The organism is Bradyrhizobium sp. CCBAU 53340 (assembly GCF_015291645.1).
In the GTDB taxonomy this organism is placed as follows: Bacteria; Pseudomonadota; Alphaproteobacteria; order Rhizobiales; family Xanthobacteraceae; genus Bradyrhizobium.
In genome coordinates, this window is the sequence record NZ_CP030055.1 from 3,043,772 (window position 1) to 3,065,456 (window position 21,685).

At 59.9% G+C, this 21,685-nt stretch carries 19 protein-coding genes and 5 pseudogenes; 12 read left to right on the top strand and 12 right to left on the bottom strand.

The genetic code is table 11. The features are described from left to right. Nucleotides 1-32: 32 nt before the first annotated feature. Together XH89_RS14360 and XH89_RS14365 are read right to left on the bottom strand one after the other, a co-directional pair. The gene (locus XH89_RS14360; protein WP_194467668.1) at nucleotides 33-548 is read right to left on the bottom strand and encodes an inorganic diphosphatase; all 516 of its coding nucleotides are present in this window, start codon (nucleotides 546-548) and stop codon (nucleotides 33-35) included. A 77-nt stretch (nucleotides 549-625) separates the two neighbouring features. Then, entirely contained in the window at nucleotides 626-1,141 is a 516-nt protein-coding gene (locus XH89_RS14365) for a ferritin-like domain-containing protein (protein WP_194467669.1), read from the bottom strand. A 196-nt stretch (nucleotides 1,142-1,337) separates the two neighbouring features. Here XH89_RS14365 and XH89_RS14370 point away from each other — a divergent pair. Then, a pseudogene (locus XH89_RS14370) lies at nucleotides 1,338-1,596 on the top strand (FAD-dependent oxidoreductase); the annotation flags it as partial. 259 nt (nucleotides 1,597-1,855) lie between these two features. On the opposite strand, the gene XH89_RS14375 reads toward XH89_RS14370, so the two are convergent. The 5 genes and pseudogenes from XH89_RS14375 to XH89_RS41275 form a co-directional block, all read right to left on the bottom strand. Continuing rightward, the gene (locus XH89_RS14375) at nucleotides 1,856-2,776 is read right to left on the bottom strand and encodes a carbohydrate ABC transporter permease (RefSeq protein WP_194467670.1); all 921 of its coding nucleotides are present in this window, start codon (nucleotides 2,774-2,776) and stop codon (nucleotides 1,856-1,858) included. Nucleotides 2,777-2,801: 25 nt separating this feature from the next. Further along, nucleotides 2,802-3,920, bottom strand: coding sequence for a carbohydrate ABC transporter permease (locus XH89_RS14380; protein WP_194467671.1), 1,119 nt, complete (start codon nucleotides 3,918-3,920; stop codon nucleotides 2,802-2,804). A 94-nt stretch (nucleotides 3,921-4,014) separates the two neighbouring features. Beyond that, nucleotides 4,015-5,673, bottom strand: a complete 1,659-nt coding sequence (locus tag XH89_RS14385; protein WP_194467672.1) for an extracellular solute-binding protein — start codon at nucleotides 5,671-5,673, stop codon at nucleotides 4,015-4,017. Nucleotides 5,674-6,013: 340 nt separating this feature from the next. Further along, nucleotides 6,014-6,271 (bottom strand): annotated as a pseudogene (locus XH89_RS42080) (RbsD/FucU family protein); the annotation flags it as partial. 58 nt (nucleotides 6,272-6,329) lie between these two features. Beyond that, nucleotides 6,330-6,578, bottom strand: a pseudogene (locus XH89_RS41275) (hypothetical protein); the annotation flags it as partial. A gap of 390 nt (nucleotides 6,579-6,968) precedes the next feature. Here XH89_RS41275 and XH89_RS14400 point away from each other — a divergent pair. The 4 genes from XH89_RS14400 (at nucleotide 6,969) to XH89_RS14415 (ending at nucleotide 9,198) form a co-directional block, all read left to right on the top strand. After that, nucleotides 6,969-7,205 (top strand): hypothetical protein, encoded by a 237-nt coding sequence (locus tag XH89_RS14400; protein ID WP_194467674.1) that lies wholly within the window; start codon nucleotides 6,969-6,971, stop codon nucleotides 7,203-7,205. 663 nt (nucleotides 7,206-7,868) lie between these two features. Further along, nucleotides 7,869-8,093: a hypothetical protein gene (locus tag XH89_RS14405; protein WP_194467675.1), complete on the top strand. Its 225-nt coding sequence runs from the start codon at nucleotides 7,869-7,871 to the stop codon at nucleotides 8,091-8,093. Between the two features lie 357 nt (nucleotides 8,094-8,450). Beyond that, a complete protein-coding gene (locus XH89_RS14410; RefSeq protein ID WP_194467676.1) occupies nucleotides 8,451-8,807 on the top strand; it encodes a hypothetical protein in 357 nt (118 codons plus the stop codon). A 172-nt stretch (nucleotides 8,808-8,979) separates the two neighbouring features. After that, the gene (locus XH89_RS14415) at nucleotides 8,980-9,198 is read left to right on the top strand and encodes a hypothetical protein (RefSeq protein ID WP_194467677.1); all 219 of its coding nucleotides are present in this window, start codon (nucleotides 8,980-8,982) and stop codon (nucleotides 9,196-9,198) included. A 1,520-nt stretch (nucleotides 9,199-10,718) separates the two neighbouring features. Here XH89_RS14415 and XH89_RS14420 read toward each other — a convergent pair. After that, on the bottom strand, nucleotides 10,719-11,153 hold the full coding sequence (locus tag XH89_RS14420; protein ID WP_194467678.1) for a hypothetical protein: 435 nt from the start codon (nucleotides 11,151-11,153) through the stop codon (nucleotides 10,719-10,721). Nucleotides 11,154-11,658: 505 nt separating this feature from the next. Here XH89_RS14420 and XH89_RS14425 point away from each other — a divergent pair. Then, nucleotides 11,659-12,033 (top strand): annotated as a pseudogene (locus XH89_RS14425) (fumarylacetoacetate hydrolase family protein); the annotation flags it as partial. A gap of 300 nt (nucleotides 12,034-12,333) precedes the next feature. Then, nucleotides 12,334-12,609 (top strand): annotated as a pseudogene (locus XH89_RS14430) (MFS transporter); the annotation flags it as partial. Nucleotides 12,610-12,779: 170 nt separating this feature from the next. On the opposite strand, the gene XH89_RS41835 reads toward XH89_RS14430, so the two are convergent. Next, a complete protein-coding gene (locus XH89_RS41835; RefSeq protein WP_256440145.1) occupies nucleotides 12,780-12,911 on the bottom strand; it encodes a hypothetical protein in 132 nt (43 codons plus the stop codon). A gap of 98 nt (nucleotides 12,912-13,009) precedes the next feature. Next, nucleotides 13,010-13,915 (bottom strand): LysR family transcriptional regulator, encoded by a 906-nt coding sequence (locus XH89_RS14435; RefSeq protein WP_194467679.1) that lies wholly within the window; start codon nucleotides 13,913-13,915, stop codon nucleotides 13,010-13,012. A 123-nt stretch (nucleotides 13,916-14,038) separates the two neighbouring features. Between XH89_RS14435 and XH89_RS14440 the strand changes: the two genes are divergently transcribed. The 5 genes from XH89_RS14440 to XH89_RS14460 all read left to right on the top strand — a co-directional run bounded on the left by XH89_RS14440 (nucleotide 14,039) and on the right by XH89_RS14460 (nucleotide 18,286). Next, nucleotides 14,039-14,923, top strand: a complete 885-nt coding sequence (locus tag XH89_RS14440) for an alpha/beta fold hydrolase (protein WP_194467680.1) — start codon at nucleotides 14,039-14,041, stop codon at nucleotides 14,921-14,923. Nucleotides 14,924-14,987: 64 nt separating this feature from the next. Next, nucleotides 14,988-15,617, top strand: a complete 630-nt coding sequence (locus XH89_RS14445; RefSeq protein ID WP_194467681.1) for an FMN-dependent NADH-azoreductase — start codon at nucleotides 14,988-14,990, stop codon at nucleotides 15,615-15,617. 24 nt (nucleotides 15,618-15,641) lie between these two features. Continuing rightward, entirely contained in the window at nucleotides 15,642-16,823 is a 1,182-nt protein-coding gene (locus XH89_RS14450) for an MFS transporter (RefSeq protein ID WP_194467682.1), read from the top strand. Nucleotides 16,824-16,858: 35 nt separating this feature from the next. After that, nucleotides 16,859-17,293, top strand: a complete 435-nt coding sequence (locus XH89_RS14455; protein ID WP_194467683.1) for a nuclear transport factor 2 family protein — start codon at nucleotides 16,859-16,861, stop codon at nucleotides 17,291-17,293. A 51-nt stretch (nucleotides 17,294-17,344) separates the two neighbouring features. Beyond that, nucleotides 17,345-18,286, top strand: coding sequence for an alpha/beta fold hydrolase (locus XH89_RS14460; protein WP_194468480.1), 942 nt, complete (start codon nucleotides 17,345-17,347; stop codon nucleotides 18,284-18,286). A 501-nt stretch (nucleotides 18,287-18,787) separates the two neighbouring features. Here XH89_RS14460 and XH89_RS14465 read toward each other — a convergent pair. Next, nucleotides 18,788-19,966, bottom strand: a complete 1,179-nt coding sequence (locus XH89_RS14465) for a 4-hydroxybenzoate 3-monooxygenase (RefSeq protein ID WP_194467684.1) — start codon at nucleotides 19,964-19,966, stop codon at nucleotides 18,788-18,790. Between the two features lie 55 nt (nucleotides 19,967-20,021). Beyond that, nucleotides 20,022-21,365 carry an MFS transporter gene (locus tag XH89_RS14470; RefSeq protein ID WP_194467685.1) on the bottom strand — a complete coding sequence of 448 codons (1,344 nt, stop codon included), beginning with the start codon at nucleotides 21,363-21,365 and terminating at the stop codon, nucleotides 20,022-20,024. Between the last annotated feature and the right edge of the window lie 320 nt (nucleotides 21,366-21,685).

The window sequence follows — 21,685 nt, forward strand, 5'->3', positions numbered from 1 at the left end:
GCCTGCGAACGACACTGAAGTTCTGGTTCGATTCAGCAGGCCAGCCTTTTGATGGTCTTGGTCGCCCGGCCGGGCCCATGCCAACCAAGGAATTTCAGCGCCTTGTTCTCCAGGGCGTTAGTCGCTTGAAAAAACTGTTCGAGATCATCGCGCGCATGGGAGGGGAGATCGCGGATATCCTTGAGGTTGGTTTCGAGCGGTGATCGGTCGGGCACCGCAAAAATGCGGTCGTTTCGCTCCTTCTTTCCCTTTTTCTTCTGTTCGACTTCGAGAATGCCAACGGGGCGACAGCGCAGCACCACTCCCGGATAGGTCTGCGCATCATGCAGGATCAGCACATCCAGCGGGTCACCGTCATCGGCCTTTGTCGAGGGAATGAAACCCCAATCGTAGGGATAGGTCAGGCCCGCCATGAGCGACTTCGCCAGGGCAAAGACACCGAGGTTGGGATCGAAATCGAGCTTGCACGAGCTGCCGCGCGGCGTCTCGACGACCGCAAAGACATTGTCTTTGTCGGCCCAGCTCGGCAGTTTTGTCAGATTGGTCATGGCAACAGTCGCCTATCGTTGGGGCATCGAAAGGAAGCGGGCCTGACGAAATCATTCGGCAGGCCCGGAGGTGGCGATCAGGCCGCGCTGGAGGCCTTCTTGTTGACGCCCTTACGCAGCGCCACCGTGTTGAGCTTGGTGTTCGCCGCCTTCTCTTCGTTCAGGTTCGTGTTCAGAAAGCGCACGATATCGTCGTGGCCAAGCCCTTCCGCCCAGGCGATCAGCGTGCCATAGCGGCAGATCTCGTAATGTTCGACGGCCTGCGCGTTGGCGACGATCGCCGCATCCAGCACCGCCTTGTCTTCGATTTCGCCGGCCGTCTCGTCGGCTTCCTTGATGATGCCGTCGATAGCAGGACATTGCGTGCCGCTCGGTGACTGGCCCAGTTTTTCAAAGGCCTTTTCGAGACGTTCGACCTGCTTGTTCGTCTCTTCGAGATGGTTCTTGAGGCCGGTGACGAGAGCTCGGTCGGTGGCTTTGTCGATCATTTTCGGCAACGCTTTGAGGATCTGCTCCTCGGCATAATAGATGTCCTGCAAGCCATGCAGCAGCAGATCATCCATTGTCTTGATGTCTTTCGTGAATAGTCCCATGGCGTCTCCTCGCGTTCAAAGCGATGGAACGGCACGGATCGGGCTTTGTTCCTCGCCGCCGTTGCCGCGGCCCGGTCGCGCGGGTTGGATCGCCACGCTGGCTGTCCGTTTGCGAAAGGTGCACGGAGCCCGCTTCCCGTCGCAGGAGGAACTGCCGCTCCAAGCGGGCGTTTTGCTTCATTGCGCGGAGTTCGGGATGGTCAGCACCTCGTTGTGGATGAATACGGAGATTCTGCCGGGGCGGGCGAGCTCAAAGGCGAGGCCCATTGCGATGTAGCTGTAGTTGGCTCAGGCATCGCCGGGCTCTCGACCGCCTACGAGCTTTGTAAACGCGGCCAGTCGGTCATCGTGATTGATCGCAAGGGCATCGCGAGCGGCATGACGGCGCGTACCTCGGCACATTTGGCGCCGCTCTGATGAGCGAGTTCAAAAAGTTGCGCGGCGCGACGGCGGCCGTAACCTGCTGGGCTTATGATGTCCGCCCGTCGGCGGCAGCACCCCGGCTTTTAAATGCGGCATCGGTCTCGAAGAGCTGCGTGCTCGAGACGGAGATGAGGTCGGGGTGCGCTTTCTTCATGACCAGCGCATTCAGGTAGGGCTTTTCGAATTGGACGCCCCGAGACTATCGTCATCCTGGCTGCAGATGGCCTCGGTGCGTCACTGCTGCCCGATTAGGATTCAATTCGAGCGTTGAACTCAGTTTGATCCCTCCGGCTACTTTCCGGCTCCCGTGGTCAAGCCGCTGACGATGTAGCGCTCAAGGAAGATGCCGACCAGGACCAGCGGCGCGATCGCCGCCGTCGACAGCGCAGCCATCGACCACCAATTGATGCCTTGCGAGCCGGTCTGGCTCGCCACCATCACCGGCAGCGTCTTCGCGTCGGTGCTGGTGAGGAGGGCTGCAAAGAAGTATTCGTTCCAGCACAGCACCAGCGAAAGGATGAACGCGGCGGCCATGCCGGGCACCGCGAGCGGCAGGATGATACGCAGGAACGCGCCCCAGGTCGACAGGCCATCCACGAAGGCGGCCTCATCGAGCTCGATCGGAATCGCGTTGAACTGGTCGCGCATGATCCAGATGACAATCGGCAGCACGGTCAGCGTGTAGAGCAGGATCAGGCCAAACGTCGTGTCGAGCAGCGCCAGGGCCTTGTAGAGCACGAGGAACGGCAGCGCGAGAACGACCGGCGGCAGGATCAGCTGCGACATGAAGAAGAACAGGATGTCGTCGTTGCGCATCCAGGCAAATTTGTAACGAAAGCGGCTCAAGCCGTAGGCGGCTAGCGATCCGAGGGCGAGCGCGAGCAGCGATGCGCCGACCGAAGTGATGATGCTGTTGACGAAGCGGTTCATGAACTCGGAACGCGCGGTCGAGGTCCCGAACAGCGTATCGGGCGACAGGCCGATCGAGCGCCAGCCTTTCCAGTCCGGCTGAAAATCGACCCAGGGGATCAGGTGCGCCTGAGTCACATCGACCGCCGATTTGAACGAGGTCGTAACGGTCCAGTAGAGCGGAAACAGGCAGATGAAGGTCCAGAGCAGCAATGCGGCGTAGATCAGCATGCGGCCGAGCGTGCGCCTGGCGCCCGGTCCCGCCGGATGTTTGCGGTTCGGCTTCGATGCGACGCTCGACATGGACAATCGCTCAAACTCCTTTGCTCTACATGACCTTCTGAGTCCAGCGCTTCGACAGGCGCAACATCAGCGTCAGCAGCACGATGATCAAGAGCAGATAGACCATGGCGAGCGCCGTGCCGTATCCGACGTTGGAGCGGTCGCGGTAGACGCGGTAGATGAAGCTCGACACCGTGTCGGTGGCACCGCCGGGGCCGCCGGCCGTCACGTTGATCACGATGTCGGCGAGCTTCAGCTTGAAGATGATGCGGATGATCAGGACCGTGATGCTGACCGGCAGCATGATCGGGAAAGTGACGTGCCAGAACGACTGCCAGCCATTCGCGCCGTCGACCTTGGCCGCTTCCTGTACCTCCTTCGGCATCGCTTGCAGGCCTGCGAGCAGGATGATCATGATGAAGGGGATCGAGACCCAGGCGTCCATCGCCTGGATGCTGAACCGCGCCAACCAGGGCGAGGCGAAGAATGCCGGGTTGTCCCAGCCCAGATAGCGCGCCAGCGTGGCCGCCGGGCCGAAACGATATTCTAGCAGCGACTTGCCGATCATCCAGCTCACCGCGACGGGGCTTAGCATCATCGGCAGCAGGAAGACCACGCGGAAGAATTTTCGCGCGCGGATCTCGGCGCTGAGCAGCAGTGCCAATCCGAATGCGATCGCGTATTCTCCGAGCACCGCGACGGTGTAGAAGACCATGTTGCCGAGCGCATTCCAGTAATAAGTGTCGTTCAGCATGCCCCTGAGATTGTCGAAGCCGCTGAAATGCGGGCCCTCGATCGAGCTGAGATTCCAGTCGAGCGAGGCGATATAGATCCCGAAGATCGTCGGGAAGATCACGACGGCGACGGTGAAGAACACCGCTGGCAGCAGGAACAGCGCACGTTGGCCACGCTCGCCACGGGTCAGAACCTGTCCGACGCCAAAGGCAATGGCCCAGACGAGATATGCGATGAGGATCGGACGCCAATCGGAAAATCCGGCACCAATCGTGCCGGTCGTGTGCAACACCTGAATAAGAACGACAAGCACGAAGCCGAGCGACGCCAGCAGAACAAGCGCGCGGCCAGCGGCCTTCCTGCTGCGGGGCGCGCGCTTCGCCGCTGGCTTGTGGTGCAGGTCATCGCTTACGGATACGAAATTCTGCATTGAGATGAGTCGCATTCAGTGCCGGCTATGACCGGGAATGTTTTCGGCTGGCGCCGGAGCGCCAGCCGAGGGTAGATGATCTCGCGTAGGCGCGCTACGCGCCGAGCGAGGCCTTATAGAGCCCGATCTGCCGCTCCCGGCCGATCTGGTCGGTCAGCTTCTCCCAGGCGGCCGCGATGTTGTTCGCCCCGGTCTGCGCGTCGACCTTGCCGGCGAAGATCTTCGTCAGCTCGTCTTCCGCGATGCTGTAGTACTGGAAGATGCCGGGAATGCGCGGCTCGACCGCCCGATTGGGGTGGTTATACGAGTTGAACTGCGAGTTCAGATAGGACGTGATGTACTTCCTATCGTAGCCCGCCGCCACCCATTCATCGATGTTGGACTGGCTGGTTCGGTGAACCTGGAAGCCCGACGGGTACAGCACCGTCCAGAACGACAGATCCTTGCCGCCGAGATGCGCGGCTGCGCTCCAGGCCGCATTGTGCTTCTTCTCGTCGCCATTGACACGCGCCATCACATAGATGCCCCAACCGAGATAGGCGCAGTTCGGGGCGTGGTTCGGGCCGCTGGCGAGCTTCTCCCACTTGCCGGTCTTGGAATTATAGACATCGTCCGAGCCCGGCAGGATGTCGAAGCCGACAGTGTCGCCGATGACCGATGTGTCGCTTGCTTTCGCCACTTGGCCAATGTCACCCCACCAGGGGATCATCGAGCCGATGCCGGCCAGGAATTGCTGGAAGCCGGTGGTGTTCGGATCGGCGTTGAGCTGATCGGCCGGCTCGGACGGCAGTGCGTCGATCACGTCCTGGATGGCGCGCACCCACGCGGGATTGTTGATGCGCGGCTTCATCGTGTCGATGTCGAACAGCCAGGCCTTGTCGTCCGGATGCTTGGCATAGGCCGTGGCGCGGCTGCCGAGGAAATAGAAGCCGAACCCGCCCCAGGGCTTGGGCGCATCGAGATAACCGTAGACGTTCTGGCCCTTGAACTTCTGGCCCTTGAGGAATTTCGTCACCGCCTGGACCTGCTGCCAGGTCTTCGGCACGCCCCATTCGCTCGCATTGCCGGCATCCTTCCAGGCCTTGGCGAGGGCAGGGTCGGAGAAGACGTCGGTGCGGTAGTTGAAGTTGTGGCAATCGCCGTCGATGGTGACGCGATAGGTCTTGCCGTTCCAGGTGCCGACCGGGGGCTTCAGATAGTCGACATAGTCTTCGATATCGATCTGCTTTTTGACCCAGTCCGGCATCTCTGAGGCCAGGCCCTTGCCGCAGACATCGCCTTCGAACGGTGCGCCCATCTCCAGGATGTCGAAGTCGACCGTGCCGGTCGCGATCGCCTGCTGGAGCCGCGGGTTGTAGTCGGCCTGGGCGAGATCGATCCAGGAAATCTTCGCGCCTGTATAGGCCTCCCATGGCTTGAGGAAGCCGCGGAACAATAGGTTGTGCAGGTTCTGATTGTTCAGTCCCATGAAGGAGAGCTCGACGCCTTTGAACTCGCCCTCCTTGATGCTCGCTTTGGTCGGCCCGAGGCAGAGCTCGCCGACCTTCTGCCAGTCGGCATCGGTCGGCGCGCCCTTGCCGACGCCTGGAATTTGCGAGATCTGCGCGCGCAGATTGTTTTGTGCGAGCGCAATCTCCGAGAACGTGCCGAGCGCTCCGCTCGCCCCCAATGCCGCGGCGCTTGCCGCACCCTTCAGCACGGTTCGCCGGTTCGGACGGAGTGTAGAAAGCCAATCGTAATCTTGCTGTTTCATCGCGATACCCTCCCTTTTGACTTTCTTGATGTGAAGTCTGAATCGCCGGAGCACATCGAGGCCGTTGCGCTCGCGGACTTTGGTGTCGTCGTGATGGGTCATCGAGGCCGCGTCGAGTATGCAACGGCGCATTCCAAAGTCAACGAAAGCAAGCAAGCTATAAGGCCGTCCACGATGTCGACGGACAGCCGTCGAAGATGCCGCGCTGCAAGATGGATGATCAGCCGTGACGACATGCAGCGTCGACGGCGTTCGCGGCACGAATAGGTTGGTTCCCGACGGCGGCAGCTTTTCCGGCGTCAAGTTTGTGCCGGAGGTATCGTGCGCCACCAGAGTTCGATCAGCCGTCGGGCGAAATGTCGCCCTTCTTGAAGATGAAGCAGCCATAGAAGCGCCGTTCGCCGGTCTGAATCACGCAATAGGATTTCTTGGCGAGTTCATAGAAGGCAAATCGCTCGACCGATCCCATAGGAAACGAGCGTCCTTCCGCTGCATCGAATGGCGGCTTTCACTTCGCGCTGCATCTCAGGGATTTCGCCGGGCGGCCGACGATCTCCATGCGCGACGCCGGCTTGTCGACAAAACTGTCGAGCACTTTCGGCGAGAATATCGAAAGCGCAGAACTGCACCTCGTGGTCATGCTTGCGGGAGTGCAGCGCATCGAAATCAGAGATGCCGTCGACGCCGAGCACGACCGCTTCACCATCGAGCACGAAGCGCTTCTGGCGCATCTTGCGCGCAGCCTCGACGATCCAAGGATAGCGATTGGCCCAGTTGTAGCCGCCGCGCGTGATCAGACGCGCGCGATCGCCGTCGCGCTCCAGGCGGAGGCGGTAGCCGTCGTATTTTACTTCATGAAGCCAGTCGGGCCGTTCGGAACCGCAATGCCCTTCATCGGCAGGCAAATCTCAAAATGAACGCATGCTGAAGAAAATAAACATTCGCGGGCCTGATCGCGTGGCAGGTCTCGCTCGACACCGAGTACCAACGGCGCTGGGCAATGGCAGCAAGTCGTCGCCAATGCCGCACGCTTCTGTCCAGAGCCTGACCCGTGTGCTCGGCAGGCTAGGAATCGCTGGCCCAGCCCGCTGCGGTGAGGCAGCACTAATGACCAAAAACACCCCGGCAGGCTTACACGTCCGTGAAGCTGCTTCGTGGACCACGGCAGCCTGAAACCAAAAACCCTCTCGCGAAACACTTTTCCAAGAGCCGGGAAACACCCCTGAATTGATCGTGATGGAAGATCTTCATGCAAGCCGGAGCTGATTCGAACCAAATGCTCAGGAGCCACGCTCATGGATTATTTTCGTCAGGATTCAGCGCATATTGCCAACGGCCTCTCATTGAATCAGCCTGTCGTGAAGACTTCGGAAAATGCGAATACCCACAAGCGCTGGGCGAGGAGTGTGCTCACTTTCTATGCCTGCTTATTCTTGGCCGGCGCAGTCGCGATTGGAATTCATCAGACGTCGTTCAGTGGCACGCAGCAGCATCAGGCCTCGTTGCAAACTGACATTCGATCGCCCCACTAAACAAGAATTTGGAAAACCACCTCGACTTACATCATCAGCGCACCACTGCGCCAATTTCGAAGGGATCTAGGTCATGGAATTCGCTCAGCATATTCATGCCTCGTCCTCAGTGCCACGCAGCCACGACGGATGGTTCATTGCGGTCTATAGTGTCTTGGCAGTCATCACGCTTGCTGCGCTCTATCTAGCCTCAGGTGGTCCGGGCAACGGCGAGGCAGCCCTTGCCGCAATGGTCGCTATGCCCTGATTGATCGCAGACTATGCGAGCGCTTTTGATTCTCTTTGTGGCTTTTGCGATCATGTTGGCGGCACACGGCCAGCATCAATATGGCTTTGTGCCGCTTCCAACCGCGCCCATGCCGCCGATCAACGTGCCTTAACGTCCGTTTCGCGAGTGATGCTGAGGCAAGGCCTCTCATCCGGTGGGCGGCGAAGCCGCGCGGCCAGACGATCCGCTTAGACGCCACCGCCACGTGTCAGCGATGGGCCGCCAGTGCGCCAAAGATCGGGGCGTGCCATGTTACCCGTCGCCGGGATTAACGCGCGCTACCCCTATGGCAGCGGCTCCAATTGGGACTTCCCCAATCGTCCTATTTGACCACTCGCCACCCAGCCGTTACGCTACGGCATTATTTTCCGAATTTGTTTTCGAGTAGGTGCGTCATGTCCAGTGCAATTGAATTGATCGTTGATGGCTACGCTCGGTTGGGGGATCGCGAATCCCTGGAGAGCCTTAGAATGCAAAGGCGTCGGCTGGCCGTCGATCTCAAGTCCATGACTGGCTTCGATTGCAGACGGTCGATCGAACAGATCGAAGGTGACATCGCGGCCATTGAAGCCGGACTCGCCAGTCTGAGCCGGGAGTGGACGACAGGCCAGGCGTCGTAGAACCTTTTAATCGCGCCGACATCGCTGTGTGCAAGCTGAGCAAGCCATCTTGCGCCAGCGCAAAGCGATCGAGCTTCTTTGCTGTTCTATTTGCGGATGTATCACGCAACCTTGCTGACCGGGGTTGTCGAGATATCGAGACGCGGCCGTACGGAATTGCTCGCAGCTTCCGCCGCTCTTTCGGAACAGTGTGTTGACCAGCTCGATGAAGACGAGTCCGTCCTGCTGGGTTGAATGCCGCTGGCGATCTCGAGCAGCTTTCGGGCGCCGGCCTCAGGTCAGCTAAGGGACGAGCAGATGTGTATTTCATTGTCACGAGGGATTGAGTCGCCGTAGCTGACCAACCAAGTGGGCGCCTTGGCCTTCGCCATGAAGTTACTTCGGCTCTTGCCTGCCATCGAATTCGCGAGCGGCCAGGCTAAGCTCAAGTTCTCTGAGCTGTTCGAGCAAGTGTTCTACGATCTCTTCGTAGTCAGTTTGCGTGAGGGAATGTATGCCGCGCAACGTCAGTTGATTGTGGAGGATGGTCGCCATCATGGCTTTAATGCTCATGACTTCTCGCTCAAAAAGCTAATCGTCATAAAAACAATCGAAAGTAGACGCCGAATACTGGGAGTGCGCAATCTCCGTAGAATTACGGCCATGGCGGACCTTTGCAGCGCAAATACGGCATGGCTCGACGACCGCTCCGACCTCGCGCGCTTCGACAATTGAGCGCAAATGAACGCACTGGATTGCGCCCATTGTGATTGACGCGTGATTTGAAACCGCAACGAAAGCCGATCGCGCTTCGGAAAGTATAATTAGTTCTGAGCTATAACTATAATGACTCCGACGCAAAAATAGAAAATAGGGTGGAAAAAACAAAAATAAATGGGAGGAGTAGATGGATACTGTGAGTCGCCTGCGCGCGATGGCTTCGCTGTGCCGTCAGACCGCCGCGCATCATCCCGATAGAAGCTGGAAACTGCTCGCCGAAGCTGAGTACTGGGAGCACTTAGCCAATGATGCGCTGCTCGATCACTCGTGCACATCTGGCATCTCGCTCCCAGCAATCGGAGATGATGCGGACACCACGCAATCGGCTCACAGTATGGCGGCATGACCGCCTTCGGTACCAAAGTCTCCTCGACTGCCACAGCTAGCTCTCACTCTTTGCAGAGCGTTCTGTTCTGGGGAGGAGGTCTCAAACTTCCTCGCGGGGTACGAGCGAGTCAGCGGTTGGCATAGCAATACATCACGAAAAAAGCTGACTACATTTTCTTGGTAGGGTTCTTGGTAGGGGTTGCGTTCATGGATAGCGTAGAGCGGTGCTTCGCCGCAGTGACGGCGATCGGTTTCTTTGTGACCGTCGTCGGAATGATCTTGCTCCAAACGATCTGAGTTCTGGCTCTTTCGCGTTCAACAGCCAGCTCGCGACGAGGCGCCGCGCGGCGGCAATTGCTTACTCCAATGAAGCGGTGCAGAGACGTCTATGCTTGCGCAAGATCAACATGGCTTGCCCCGCTCTCAATAGCCTTGCCCCGTAGCCGAACAACCTGCAGTTCAGGCTGCTGAGGTTATGAGGCCCGGGCTCCTAGGCACTCCGGGCCTCGCCTTATTCCCGCACAGGCGCCGAGACAATCCGCTGGCAAGGAAGGCATTTGTAGACCCGTACCGCCGGCCGATCGGCAATTGCGCGTAATCTTCCAGCGTCACCATTTCGCGGGTGCATTTCTCGCAGGCTGGCGATCGCCCGGTATGGTCATAGGGCAGCATAGCTGAGCGCTATCGGATCACCGGCGGGCCCTGCACTTGAGAAATTTACGGGTGGGCTGGAAGCCGACCTACCGTCGATCTTTACACCATCCTAAGACCGGGTTTGTCGGCCGCCTTCTTCACGTCCAATTCGTATTGCGTTCCGAGAATGCGATTGAGAGTATCAACCAGCCATTTCTGTCGAAGGCTAGCTGCCGCGCGACGAACGCTGGCGAGCAGGAATGGCTGACGCTGAATGACAGAGAGCGCTGTAAGCGCGTTCGGCCTGCTCCTTCGTCAAATTGGCGGCCCAATCGGTGCCAACGAGGGCCGGACCCTTTCGCTCGCGATCGTAAACCATCCAACCGGCGCTTCCCATCCGAACAAGAAACCTGCTTGCCTTCAGTTCTCCTTCACTCACCGAAGCCTCCTCATTCATCTAGCGTGACGGCGGCCCTTCAGTCCCTCGAAGAAATTGTAAGAGATCCTGATTACCAGCGGGTCCGAAGGCGCCATGCGAAGGTTCAAGAACCCCGAAAAAGACCCCAGCTCACTGTTGGGGGCGATGGAGCTGGGGTCCAGACTTGGGGTCTGCCCTTGTGGAAAGGGCATCGGGAAAACATGGCAATCGAACCGTGGTTCCTAACTCGAAGCGCCTTGGCAGCGGCCAAGATGCCCAACATGCGCTGCACTTCCTTTGATGCTTGACCCTCGCGGCAAGACCTTGCGGCTGCATCAGTGCCAGTGCCGCGAACCCATTTGGGACGATTAAGGCCGCCTCAGCTAGCGGCCTCTTTCAGTTACAGCCCATCGTGACTTCCGCTGTTGGCCCCGTTGCTGACCAGCGCTCAATATGAGGCAACGTCCGCTTCCCGAAGATGAGGCGACCTAGTCGCGATAACGGCAAAACTCGTCCCCGTTATCGTATTCGAAGCAGATCTTTACGCGACGATGGGGCCGATCGTCATCGTAGTAGCGCGAGTGACGATCCATATCTTCATCATGCATCCGCTGATTTCGACCCATCGTGCGATGGTCCATATCTTCCATCATGCGTCCCATGTGTTGCTGGCGCATGCGGTCCATGCCCATGCGATCTTGCTCGCGCTGTTGCGTCGTCCAGTCCGGTTTAACGCGGGTATCTTCGGCGCTCTGACGGTCGCGCTCGCGAGCCTGGTCTGACTGTTGTGGCGTGCGCTCTGGCTGGACGGGAGTGGTTTGAGGCTGGTTATCCGGAGAGTTCTCCGATTGTTGTGCGACTGCGGCAGTGCAAGCGAGGCCGGACGACAGCAGCAGGATCGTAACCAGAGCTGAAATGCGCATTGTTCATCCTCCCATAAGGATGATGGTTCAACGGGGTGGATAGGCGTTTGGTTTCTATGGGAGTTTTGCAGGTCGATGATTAGGAACGGGAGGGACAGCAATCCCGACCTAGTTTTCGATGAAGCATTGATACGAGGCCGAGCACCTCGTGCAGCTCACATTGCAGCTATCCGCTGGAGAACGGCGGCGCCGCGTGGCATCCGCAGGCGGTCGCGTTGTGGTGGGAACTGGGAGAGACGGGTGGCGACTGGTCCGTCAACGTCCAGCCGGATCGGGGCCATCACTGTGCTCGTTTCCACTGACGACAACTTTGCTTCGGTGTCGCTCTCGGGAGTTCAGCCAGAGCAGAGCGAGAGCAGCGACGAGAAAAAAGACTGTCAATAGGTCAAGGATCACGCAAACGCCTCCATCACCCGCGTCATCGCCGGGTGCGTCCGGTTCTTCACCTTCATCCAGTGCCTCGATTGTCCCGCCTGATAGGGCCGGTCGCGCCGCTTGCTGACGATACGCGCTTGGCCTCGACATGACGAGGCGCGATCTCCAGAGTGGAATGGCGTTTGAGAAAAAGCCATGGGAAATCGGCAAGAGTTTTGATCACTCAGCCGTGGTTGGTCCGATCCATCCGGTGACAAGCACCGGTCATCTGACCAAAGGCGCAATCTCACTCACGATCAATGGCAAGATTCGGCAAGACTCCGATCTCGACAAGATGATCTGGTCTGTTGCCGAGCAGATAGCAAAACTGTCGGAAGCATTCGAGCTCAAAGCTGGTGATATCATCTACTCCGGTACGCCGGAGAATGTCGGGCCCGTCGTTAAAGGCGATGTATTGCTGTGCAAGCTTGACGGTTTAACCGACATGTCGATCAAAATCGTTTAGGACGAAGATCAGCTCTATCGATGGTCGTCCCCACCTGCCGTGCGACTTTCGTCGCGCGGCGGGGCGCCTCGATTCACGTGCCAAACTTCTGTTTCTGGTCTGAGCTTGCACGAATCAGTGTCAGGTTGACAGCTGATTTCGGACGGAGTCGGACCTGTAGAGGCTAGGGGGGCACGCCCAAGTACAAATCACATCGGCCTTTCTTTTTCTATCAGCGCACGATTGCGGCAATCTAGCCAAACTGAAGTAAAGCGGGACGCGCTATCGGCTCGAACTAGTTGAGCAGCAAGAAGGTCCAGCATGCAAATCTCAGGAGCATGGCGTCACGTCGCGCGCGCATTTCTACCGTTTGCTGCTGGATACTTTCTTTCGCATCTGTTTCGATCGATCTACGCTTTGATCGCCAGTCGCCTCAGCTCAGATATGGGGCTTGGGTCTGCCGACCTCGGGTTGCTTACGTCAGTCTATTTCCTTGTTTTCGCGGCGGCTCAGATCCCCGTCGGCATATTGTTGGACCGCTTTGGTCCACGTCGGGTCCAGAGTGTTCTGCTCTTGGTCGCAGCACCGTGCGCTGCGTGAGCGGCTGGTTTCGGAGACCAAGGATTGGTCGATAATGGAAATGCTCAAAGCGAAGGAGGAGGTTCTGCGCAAGCCGCAGACTCCGATGTCGATCAAGAAATGCCCCGATGCTCCTTGGCGATCGGCTTAAGGCGTTAGATCCATTTCGAGGCGGATGAAGCCCCTCGCTAGACGGCCTCGGCCAGGTAGATCACGGTCCCGTCGGCGGAGGTAAACACTCGGCGAACCTTGGCGACGGACGCGTTCAGGCCGATCTGCAGGTGCTTGGCGATATCGGCATCTGCGGTGCCGATCGTCATACGATTTCCTGCGCCAAACCACGATGCACTGCGATTTTGTGCTCCTGACGGTAGCGATCGAGAGGCCTCGGCGCGAATTGCGTTCTGCGCACGGGTTTCTAAATGGCCGCGTCTGTCACCCGCTCGCGCAGACGCGGGACCACGAAATCGACGAAGGCGCGCAGCTTCAGGGGCAACCGGCTCTGCGTGTCGTAGACGAGATGCACGGGGCGTGGCGCCGGTTCGAAGGATTCGAGGACGAGCTTCAGCCGGCCGCTGCGGACATGGTCGACGATCTGGTAGGACACCGCGCGTACCAGGCCCGCCCCAGAGAGCCCCGCGTCGATCGCGGCATCGATCGTGTTCACACTGAGACGCGAGCGGAATGAAGCAGTGATCTCGGCGCCTTCGGACTCAAAGTCCCAGGAGCTCAACACCGACACGCTCTGAAACGAAATCACGCTGTGCCGCGCGAGGTCGTCGGGCGTCGAAGGTGTACCGTTCGCGGCGAGATAGTCGGGGCTTGCACAAATCACGTGTCGTACCGTGCCCAATCGCGTCGCGATCAGGCTCGAATCCGGTAGAGGACCGATGCGCAGCGCTACGTCGACCTGATCATCCAGGAAATGCGCGACCCGATCGGTCATGACCAGTCCGACGGCAACGTCGGGGTAGGCGGCGAGGAAACGCGTCACTATCGGCAGCACATGCAACCGTCCGAACATGATCGGCGCGGTGACGACCAGATCTCCCTTCGGCTCGGTGTATTCGCCCGCGGCCGCGCGCTCGGCTTCGGTCACCTGCTCCAGGATCGCCTTCGCGGCGCTCACATAGGAGCGGCCGGCTGGCGTCAACTCCAGCCCCTTTGCGGATCGGATCAGCAAGGTTGCGTTCAGGTATGCCTCGAGCTCGGCGACCTTGCGACTGACCGTCGCCAGCGGAAGCCGGAGGTCTCGGCTCGCCTTCGAGAGGCTGCCACTCTCCGCCGCCGCGAGCAGCACCGACATGGCTTCCAGGCGATCCAAGGGCCCTTCCATAAAGCGAGAGGTCTCCTCCCAAACCTAGCGACTGCCGCAGAGTTTTGGAAGGGCATAAACGGTCGGTGGCGCCACACACCATCGCGGCGTCCGAACCGACGAGGAGAGACGATGACCACGATCCGCGCCCACTACCGTAACGCCACCGTGAACGGCCGGAAGATCTTCTACCGCGAGGCCGGCGACCCTTCGGCTCCCACAATCCTGCTGCTCCATGGCCTGCCGACCAGCAGTCAGATGTTCCGCGACCTGATGCCGCTACTCTCCGACCGCTTCCATCTGATTGCGCCTGACTACGTTGGCTTCGGCCATTCGGACGCGCCATCGCGGGATGCGTTCACCTACAGCTTCGACAACCTCGCGTCGCATGTCGCGGGCCTGATCGAGGCATTGAAGCTCGAGTCGTACATCCTCTACATGCAGGACTACGGCGGGCCCATCGGTTTCCGCCTGTTCACCCGAGCGCCCGAGCGGGTGAGGGGCTTCATCATCCAGAACGCCAACGCCTACATCGAAGGCGTCGGAGACGCGCCGAAAAAAGTGCTGCTGCCGCTCTGGGAGAACCGCACGGCGGAAACGGAAAAGGCCGCGCGCGAGTTCGTCAGACTGGAAGGTACCAGATTTCAATGGCTGGTCGGGGCGAGCGATCCCGAAGCGATCAACCCCGACAACTGGATACTCGATCAGGCACTGCTCGATCGCTCGGGCACCCAGGACTACCAGGTCGATCTGCTCGAGAACTACAAGACCAACGTCGCGCTTTATCCTGAATGGCAGGCGGCCTTCCGCGCGCACCGGCCGAAGGCGCTGATCGTCTGGGGCAAGCACGACCCATTTTTCATCCCGCCGGGGGCGCGCGCCTACCTGAATGATCTGCCTGACGCAAAGCTGGTCTGGCTCGATGCCGGCCACTTCGTGCTCGACGAAAACGCAGGGCAGGTCGCCGCCGAGATCAAGGCAGTCTTCGTTCCTGAAGCTGTTTCCGACGCCGCCTGAGCGGCCCCGTGTCGACGTCGGTCGACCATCCGCGATCAAATCCCCTCCAATCAGAACCACGACCATGAGCAAATTGCTGTACATCAAAGCTTCTCCGCGCGGCACCGCCTCCAAGAGCAGCGCCGTCGCCGATGTTTATGTCGCTGCGCTGCGCGAGCGGCGTCCAGGTCTTGTCGTCGACACGCTCGACCTCGCGCAGGAAAGACTTCCCGACTTCGACGGTGACAAGGTCGCCGCGAAGATGGCTGTCATCGCGGGTCAAATCCACGAGGGCCGACAGAAGAACGCCTGGGACGAGATCACGGCAGTGGCGAACCGGTTCATCTCGGCGGACCTCTATCTCATCGCAGTCCCGATGTGGAATGGCGGGATCCCCTATCGCCTGAAGCAGTACATCGACGTGATTCATCAGCCTGGACTCCTGTGGGGCCTTGATCCCCAGGCGGGCTACTTCGGACTGCTGAAGAACAAGAAGGCGGTGCTGACACTGACGAGCGGCGCCTTCGGCCCATCGATGCCGTCTCCGGCCTTCGGCGTCGATCATCACTCGACCTATCTGCGGGACTGGCTGAACCAGGCCGGCGTCACCGAGATCGAAGAGATCCGCTTCCAACCAACTCTTCTCAACCCCGATCCTGAGGGCAGCTTCGAGGCCGCCGCGGCGGTCGCTCGGTTCCTTGCGGCTCGCGCCTGATAAACCGAAATCGGGAGAATGATCATGGACCGCCGCCTTTTGGTATTGGCCATCGGAATGTTTGCGCTCGGCACCGACAGCTATGTCGTTGCCGGCGTGCTGCCGGAAATCACGCGTGCTTTCGATGTGAGCATCGGAGCCGCAGGCCAAATGACGACTGTGTATTCGGTCGCCTTCGCCTTGCTCTCGCCGATCATTGCCGCGATCGCAGCGGCGATACCGCGCAAGCGCCTCCTTCTTTCAGGAGTAGCCATCTTCGTGCTCGCCAACCTGGCAACCGCGATGGCTCCGAGTTTCGGGATCGCGCTGTTGGCCCGAGCCTTCGCCGGCCTGGGCGCGGCGATGTTCTCGCCCACGGCCACGGGATCGGCCGCGATGCTCGTTCCTGCTGAGCGGCGAGGCTTTGCCCTTTCCGTCGTCGTCGCCGGGCTCACTCTGTCCACGGCGCTCGGCTCGCCGACCGGGGCCGTGATCGGCGGCCTCGGCGACTGGCGCTGGACCATGGCTTTCGTGGCCGCTCTCGGTACCGTTGCCGGCCTCGGCGTGTGGGTCTTCCTGACCGACGTGCCGCTGCCCCCGGCGGTCTCGTTGAGCAAGCGCCTCGCGCCCCTCGCTGATGTGCGTGTCGGATTGACGCTCGCGACAACTTTTCTTGGTCTGACCGGCATATTCACCGTCTATACGTACTTCGCCGTCGCTTTCGACCAAGCGATCGACGGAAGCGCCGTCGTGCTCGGTGCGCTGCTTGTGCTGTGGGGCGCGGCTGGCACGTTCGCGAACCTTGGTTCCGGACGCCTGATCGACCGGATCGGCTCGCGCAAGGTGATCCTGACGATGTTGACTGTGCTCGCGATCGACAGCGCGCTGATGCCGTGGACCAGCAGAGAACTTTGGACCGCGGTGCCCGCGATCGCAATCTGGGGCGCCGCCGGTTGGGGGCTACTAGTGCCGCAGCAACATCGGCTGGTTGGTCTCGCTCCGTCGATCGCGCCGGTGCTTCTGGGCCTCAACACGGCAGGCTCCTTCTTCGGGATCTCCGCGGCCGGCGTTGTCGGTGCTGTGGGAATCCAGGTGCTCGGCGCGCACAACCTCGGAATCATAGGAGCTGGGTTGGCTGTCATCGCACTGATCGTTGCCGAGTTCGCCACAACCCGCATCGCCACCGCCAATCTCTCGCGCTCAATAGAGCTTTCTCCCTCGACCTAATCCACATCGTCAACCAAAACATGGAGTAAGGATTCATGAGTCAAGCAGTTCAAACAGTCCGGGCGTTTTACGACGCCGTTTCGCGGGTCGATGCAGCTACGGTTTTAAGCCTGTTACATCCCAATCTGCACTGGACCGAGGCCGAGGGATTTCCCTATTACAGCGGCACTTGGCGCCAACCGCAGGAAGTTCTCGATAAGCTGCTGGTCCCGCTGGTGCGCGACTGGGACAATTTCGCGGCCGTTGCTGACGACTTCATCGTCGAAGGGGATCGCGTCGTCAGCCTCGGAGCCTATTCCGGGGTCAATAAGGCGACGGGCGGGGCTATGCGCGCACCGTTCGCCCACGTATGGCGCGTTGTTGACGGCAAACTCGCTCGCTTTGACATGTATACGGATACTCTGCTGATCGATCGAGCCATGCAACAGCGGCACGCCAGTAGCAGCGACGGCGCGCAGATCAGTTCGTAGCCACATGCCACCGATCGAATGAAAGCGAATCGGCGAGGAAGGATTAGGATGATGAAAACTCTAGTTCTCGCGGCGGCTGCGGCCGCGTGGATCGTTGGCCATGCTGTGGAGGCCACTCCTATGGAATCTACATCTGCCACGACAACCTACCACCGCGTGACCGTTGATGGCGTCGGCATCTTCTACCGCGAGGCCGGTCCGAAAGATGCGCCAACGATCGTGCTGTTGCACGGGTTTCCGTCCTCCTCACGCGAGTTCGATACGCTCATTCCCTTGCTTGCCACCCGTTATCATCTGGTGGCACCGGACTTTCCGGGATTCGGTCAGAGCGAGGCCCCACCGCCATCGTCCTATGCATACACCTTCGACCATCTGGCGATGACGATGGATGACTTGCTCGATCAGCTCAAAATCAGCAAATGCGCCTTCTACCTTCATGACTATGGCGGGCCCGTTGGTTTCCGCATGCTGCTGGCGCATCCGGAGCGGGTGCACGCTCTGATCATCCAGAATGCCAACGCCTATAAGGAAGGCCTGGGCGCCAAGTGGACCACCATCGCGCAGTATTGGGCCGATCCGAAGGCGCATCCTGACGTGTTCGACACGTTTGTATCGCGGGCCGCGACCGAACAGCGTCATACGCTTGGCACTTCGCATCCCGACCGTTACAACCCGGATACCTGGACCGACGAGTACGCCCACCTGTCGCGCGTCGGCCAACGCGAAATCCAGGAAGATCTGCTCTACGACTACCGGACGAATGTCGCCTCATATCCTGCATGGCAAGCATGGTTGTGGGAGCATAAGCTGCCGACCTTGGTGGTCTGGGGACGGAACGATCCCTCGTTCATCGCTCCCGGGGCAGAGGCATACAGGCGCGATCTGCCGGACGCTGAAATACATTTGCTCGACGCCGGCCATTTCGCGCTCGACGAGAAGAGCGATGAGATCGCGGATCTCGTTCTCGCGTTCCTCACCAAACACCCAATCTAACAGCGCGCTACGTGCATTGCGCTGCTAGGTGCCGGGGATCCGGCAGCCGCGGAGAAGATGCACGTCGCTCGCTTTCGTGCGATCCGATCTTCCTGGTCTTCGAAACTCGTCTTTGAGAGCGTAAAGTGGGCTCGGTCAGTGGCCAAACAACTACCTCATGCCAAGGATTGGGTAAGATATCGTAGGTTCGGCAGGTGTGGGGAAAAGCGGTAGCGCTCCTCCGCTACCAATCCTGCGATTTTGTACGCCAAACGATTTTCCGCGATTGTGCTGCTGACGGCAGCGGTTGAAGCGGCTTGTTCGCCAATTGCAATAGCCTTGCCCCGTTTGATCGAAATTGTTGGTCGTCCAGCCGACGGGAAGGAGTAGCTCCGAGGCCGAACCAGATCAACAGGCGCCACGAGCGAGCCCAAACGGTCCGCATCTTGAAGGGGCGGACGCCGGCCAGTGCTAACGATTCGCCGAATTTCGCTCGATTGCTAGTCGTGGCGATCGGAGCCGTCACGCGAATGGCAGGCCTACGTAGTTTTCGGCGAGAGTTGTCGCGGCCGCCCTGGACGAGGCCACGAGCTCAAGCTCTGCGAGTTGGCGCTTCAGGTCGAATTCGGTGCCCTCATGGAATCGATGGAGCATCGACGTCATCCACCATGAGAAGTGCTGGGCGCGCCACACGCGGCGAAGCGCGGTGCGCGAATAGGCATCCAAAAGATCGGTCGATCGTTTGGCGTAATACGAGGCCAACGCCCCGGCGAGTACGTGCACGTCGGCCGCGGCCAGGTTCAAGCCCTTGGCGCCGGTTGGGGGGACGGAATGCGCTGCGTCACCGGCAAGGAATAATCGTCCATGCTGCATCGGTTCGCAGACGAACGAGCGGAGGGGGATGATCCCCTTTTGAAAGATCGCACCCATCTTGAGCTCGAACCCATCGCCACCCACCCGGGCCTGCAGCTCATTCCAGATTCGATCATCGGACCAGTTATCGACGCTGTCGGTGGGGTCGCATTGGAAATACATGCGCTGCACGTCCGCAGATCTCGTTGAGATCAGCGCAAACCCGCGTTCGTGGTGAGTGTAGATCAACTCTTCAGAAGATGGAGGCGCCTTGGCCAGAATCCCGAACCAGCCGAAAGGATAGACCCGGAAGTAGTCGCGGCGGACCGAGTGTTCTGGTATTGCGACGCGACTTGCACCGTAGCCGCCGTCACATCCGGCGACGAAGTCGCAGGACAGTTCGCGCGTCTCGCCATGCTTGGTGGCGAATCGGATGGCGGGCCGGTCGGAGGTGAGGCCGTCGATACTGGTTGCTTTGGCCTCAAAATGAATCTGGCCGCCCGTACGCAAGCGAAGCGCGATCAGGTCTTTCAAGACTTCGTGCTGCGGATATACGGTGATCGTGCGGCCATTCGACAGGCTCTGAAGATCGATCCGATGCCCGCGGCCGGCGAAACGCAGCTCAAAACCGCCATGGACGAAACCCTCGTGCTTCATGCGATCTCCGGCACCGATCTCGGTCATCAGATCTACGGTCGACTGCTCGAGAACGCCGGCCCGGATCGTCTGCTCGATCTCTGCCTGCGACCGGCTTTCGATGATGATCGAGTCGATGCCGCTTAGATACAGCATCTGAGAGAGCAGCAATCCCGCGGGACCCGCTCCGACTATACCTACTTGTGTTCGCATTGAGTGTTCCTCTCGCAATCTTTCGAATGTGTCGAGCGGCTGTAACGACCTCTCGTCACGTTTTGCGCGCGGGGATATGGCGACCAACGACAGCGAGTGAGAGGGTGAGACCCATCATGGCAACGCCCAGCATCAGGAGATAGCCATCCTTTCCGCCGACCGTGATCACCGTTGCACCGGCAAAGGCACTGAGGATGGCTCCAAGCCGGCCAAAAGCGAGGGCGGAGGCCGTGCCCGTCGCCCGCACCGAGGTCGGGTAGACATACGCGCACACGGCATACATGGTCGACTGCACCGCATTGGCGAAGAAGCCCTGCACACCGAACCCTGCTATCAGCATGCTTGCTTCCAGCGCGATGTTCACGCGGGTCAGGTAAAGCGCGGTGGCGGCGCCGAGGAAGCTGCACAGCAGGAGCGGCCAACGGGAGCCGTACCGGGTGATGGCTACGGCGCAGGTCAATGCGCCGAGCACGCCTCCGAAGTTGTAGGCGGTCAAGCCGGACCCCGCGATCGCGACGTCCAGCCCTTCGGACGTCAGCATCGTCGGCAACCACGTGAAGGCGCTATAGACGGCAAGCAGGTTGAGAAAAAAGGCGCACCAGAGCGCGATCGTGTCGCGAGCCCGACCCTTCTCGAACAATGCAAGAAAACCCTCGCGTTTCTCGATTCTTTGCTCGCTCAAATCTGTGAAGACTATATCGGCTGCGACCGGTCGCGATATGCGCCCGACGAGCCGGCGCAGCTCGGCCCAACGCGCGGGCCGGCGCACGAGAAAACGGGGCGTTTCCGGGAGGATGAAGAGCAGAAGGAAGCTCAGGAGCACGGCCAGAGCTCCGCCAAGGAAGAACAGGGCCCTCCAACCGAAATTCGGCAGGACCAGGCCAGCGAACAGGCCGGCGAGCATGCCTCCAAGCGGGACACAGACGATGGTCGCGGTAATGGCGAGCGTCCGCCGCCGTGCGGGCGTGAATTCCGCTGCAACAGTGGTGGAGCTCGGCAACGCTCCGCCAATGCCGAGTCCTGCTATGAATCGCAGCGCGCCGATGTGCCACAGGTTGGCCGCGAAGCCGATGCAGAAGGTTGCCAGCCCGAAGACCATCACACTAACGATCACGGCGCCGCGTCGTCCGAACCGGTCAGCCAGGAGGCCGGTGAAGGCGCTCCCTATTCCCATTCCGACCAAGCCGGCGGCAAGGGCAGGAGCAAAGTCGCCGCGCGTAACACCCCATTCCTTGATCAGAACTGGCACAGCGAAGCCGATCAGCTGTCCATCAAACCCGTCCATGATGATCGATAGCGCGGCGATGAAGACGACGATTTTCTGCAGGACAGTCCAGGGGCCATTATCAAGGAGCTGCCCGATGTCCAGGGAGGCTGCGCTGTCGCGGCTGCTGTTCACCTCACTGGGATGGCGAGTTGGGCTGGAGGTTGCCGCGATGTGCGGAGTGGACAAGGGGCCTATGGGGTACGACTCTGTCACAACTTCCCTCCCTGTTGTTTTGCATCGATGTGTCGGATCAAGTTGACGTTCGATAGGCCTTCGAAATGAGGACCGCCGAACAAGGGTCCGTTCGCGGGACAGCCGAAAATGGCGATCCCATGGCGCTGTTGCTGCTGATCTGACATCCTGCGCTCCCTTCTGGACGAGCTTCCCCGTGCCCTCCCCGGCAATGGCGGAAGGGCGACGTCACTTCATTGGGGTTGAGATCGGGCTCGCGC

Excerpts from the sequence above, each read along its gene's own strand:
- XH89_RS14360 (WP_194467668.1), bottom strand. The coding sequence starts at position 548 with ATGACCAATCTGACAAAACTGCCGAGCTGGGCCGACAAAGACAATGTC.
- XH89_RS14365 (WP_194467669.1), bottom strand. The coding sequence starts at position 1,141 with ATGGGACTATTCACGAAAGACATCAAGACAATGGATGATCTGCTGCTG.
- XH89_RS14375 (WP_194467670.1), bottom strand. The coding sequence starts at position 2,776 with ATGTCGAGCGTCGCATCGAAGCCGAACCGCAAACATCCGGCGGGACCG.
- XH89_RS14380 (WP_194467671.1), bottom strand. The coding sequence starts at position 3,920 with ATGCAGAATTTCGTATCCGTAAGCGATGACCTGCACCACAAGCCAGCG.
- XH89_RS14385 (WP_194467672.1), bottom strand. The coding sequence starts at position 5,673 with ATGAAACAGCAAGATTACGATTGGCTTTCTACACTCCGTCCGAACCGG.
- XH89_RS14400 (WP_194467674.1), top strand. The coding sequence starts at position 6,969 with ATGGATTATTTTCGTCAGGATTCAGCGCATATTGCCAACGGCCTCTCA.
- XH89_RS14405 (WP_194467675.1), top strand. The coding sequence starts at position 7,869 with ATGTCCAGTGCAATTGAATTGATCGTTGATGGCTACGCTCGGTTGGGG.
- XH89_RS14415 (WP_194467677.1), top strand. The coding sequence starts at position 8,980 with ATGGATACTGTGAGTCGCCTGCGCGCGATGGCTTCGCTGTGCCGTCAG.
- XH89_RS14420 (WP_194467678.1), bottom strand. The coding sequence starts at position 11,153 with ATGCGCATTTCAGCTCTGGTTACGATCCTGCTGCTGTCGTCCGGCCTC.
- XH89_RS41835 (WP_256440145.1), bottom strand. The coding sequence starts at position 12,911 with ATGACGATCGGCACCGCAGATGCCGATATCGCCAAGCACCTGCAGATC.
- XH89_RS14440 (WP_194467680.1), top strand. The coding sequence starts at position 14,039 with ATGACCACGATCCGCGCCCACTACCGTAACGCCACCGTGAACGGCCGG.
- XH89_RS14445 (WP_194467681.1), top strand. The coding sequence starts at position 14,988 with ATGAGCAAATTGCTGTACATCAAAGCTTCTCCGCGCGGCACCGCCTCC.
- XH89_RS14450 (WP_194467682.1), top strand. The coding sequence starts at position 15,642 with ATGGACCGCCGCCTTTTGGTATTGGCCATCGGAATGTTTGCGCTCGGC.
- XH89_RS14455 (WP_194467683.1), top strand. The coding sequence starts at position 16,859 with ATGAGTCAAGCAGTTCAAACAGTCCGGGCGTTTTACGACGCCGTTTCG.
- XH89_RS14460 (WP_194468480.1), top strand. The coding sequence starts at position 17,345 with ATGAAAACTCTAGTTCTCGCGGCGGCTGCGGCCGCGTGGATCGTTGGC.
- XH89_RS14465 (WP_194467684.1), bottom strand. The coding sequence starts at position 19,966 with ATGCGAACACAAGTAGGTATAGTCGGAGCGGGTCCCGCGGGATTGCTG.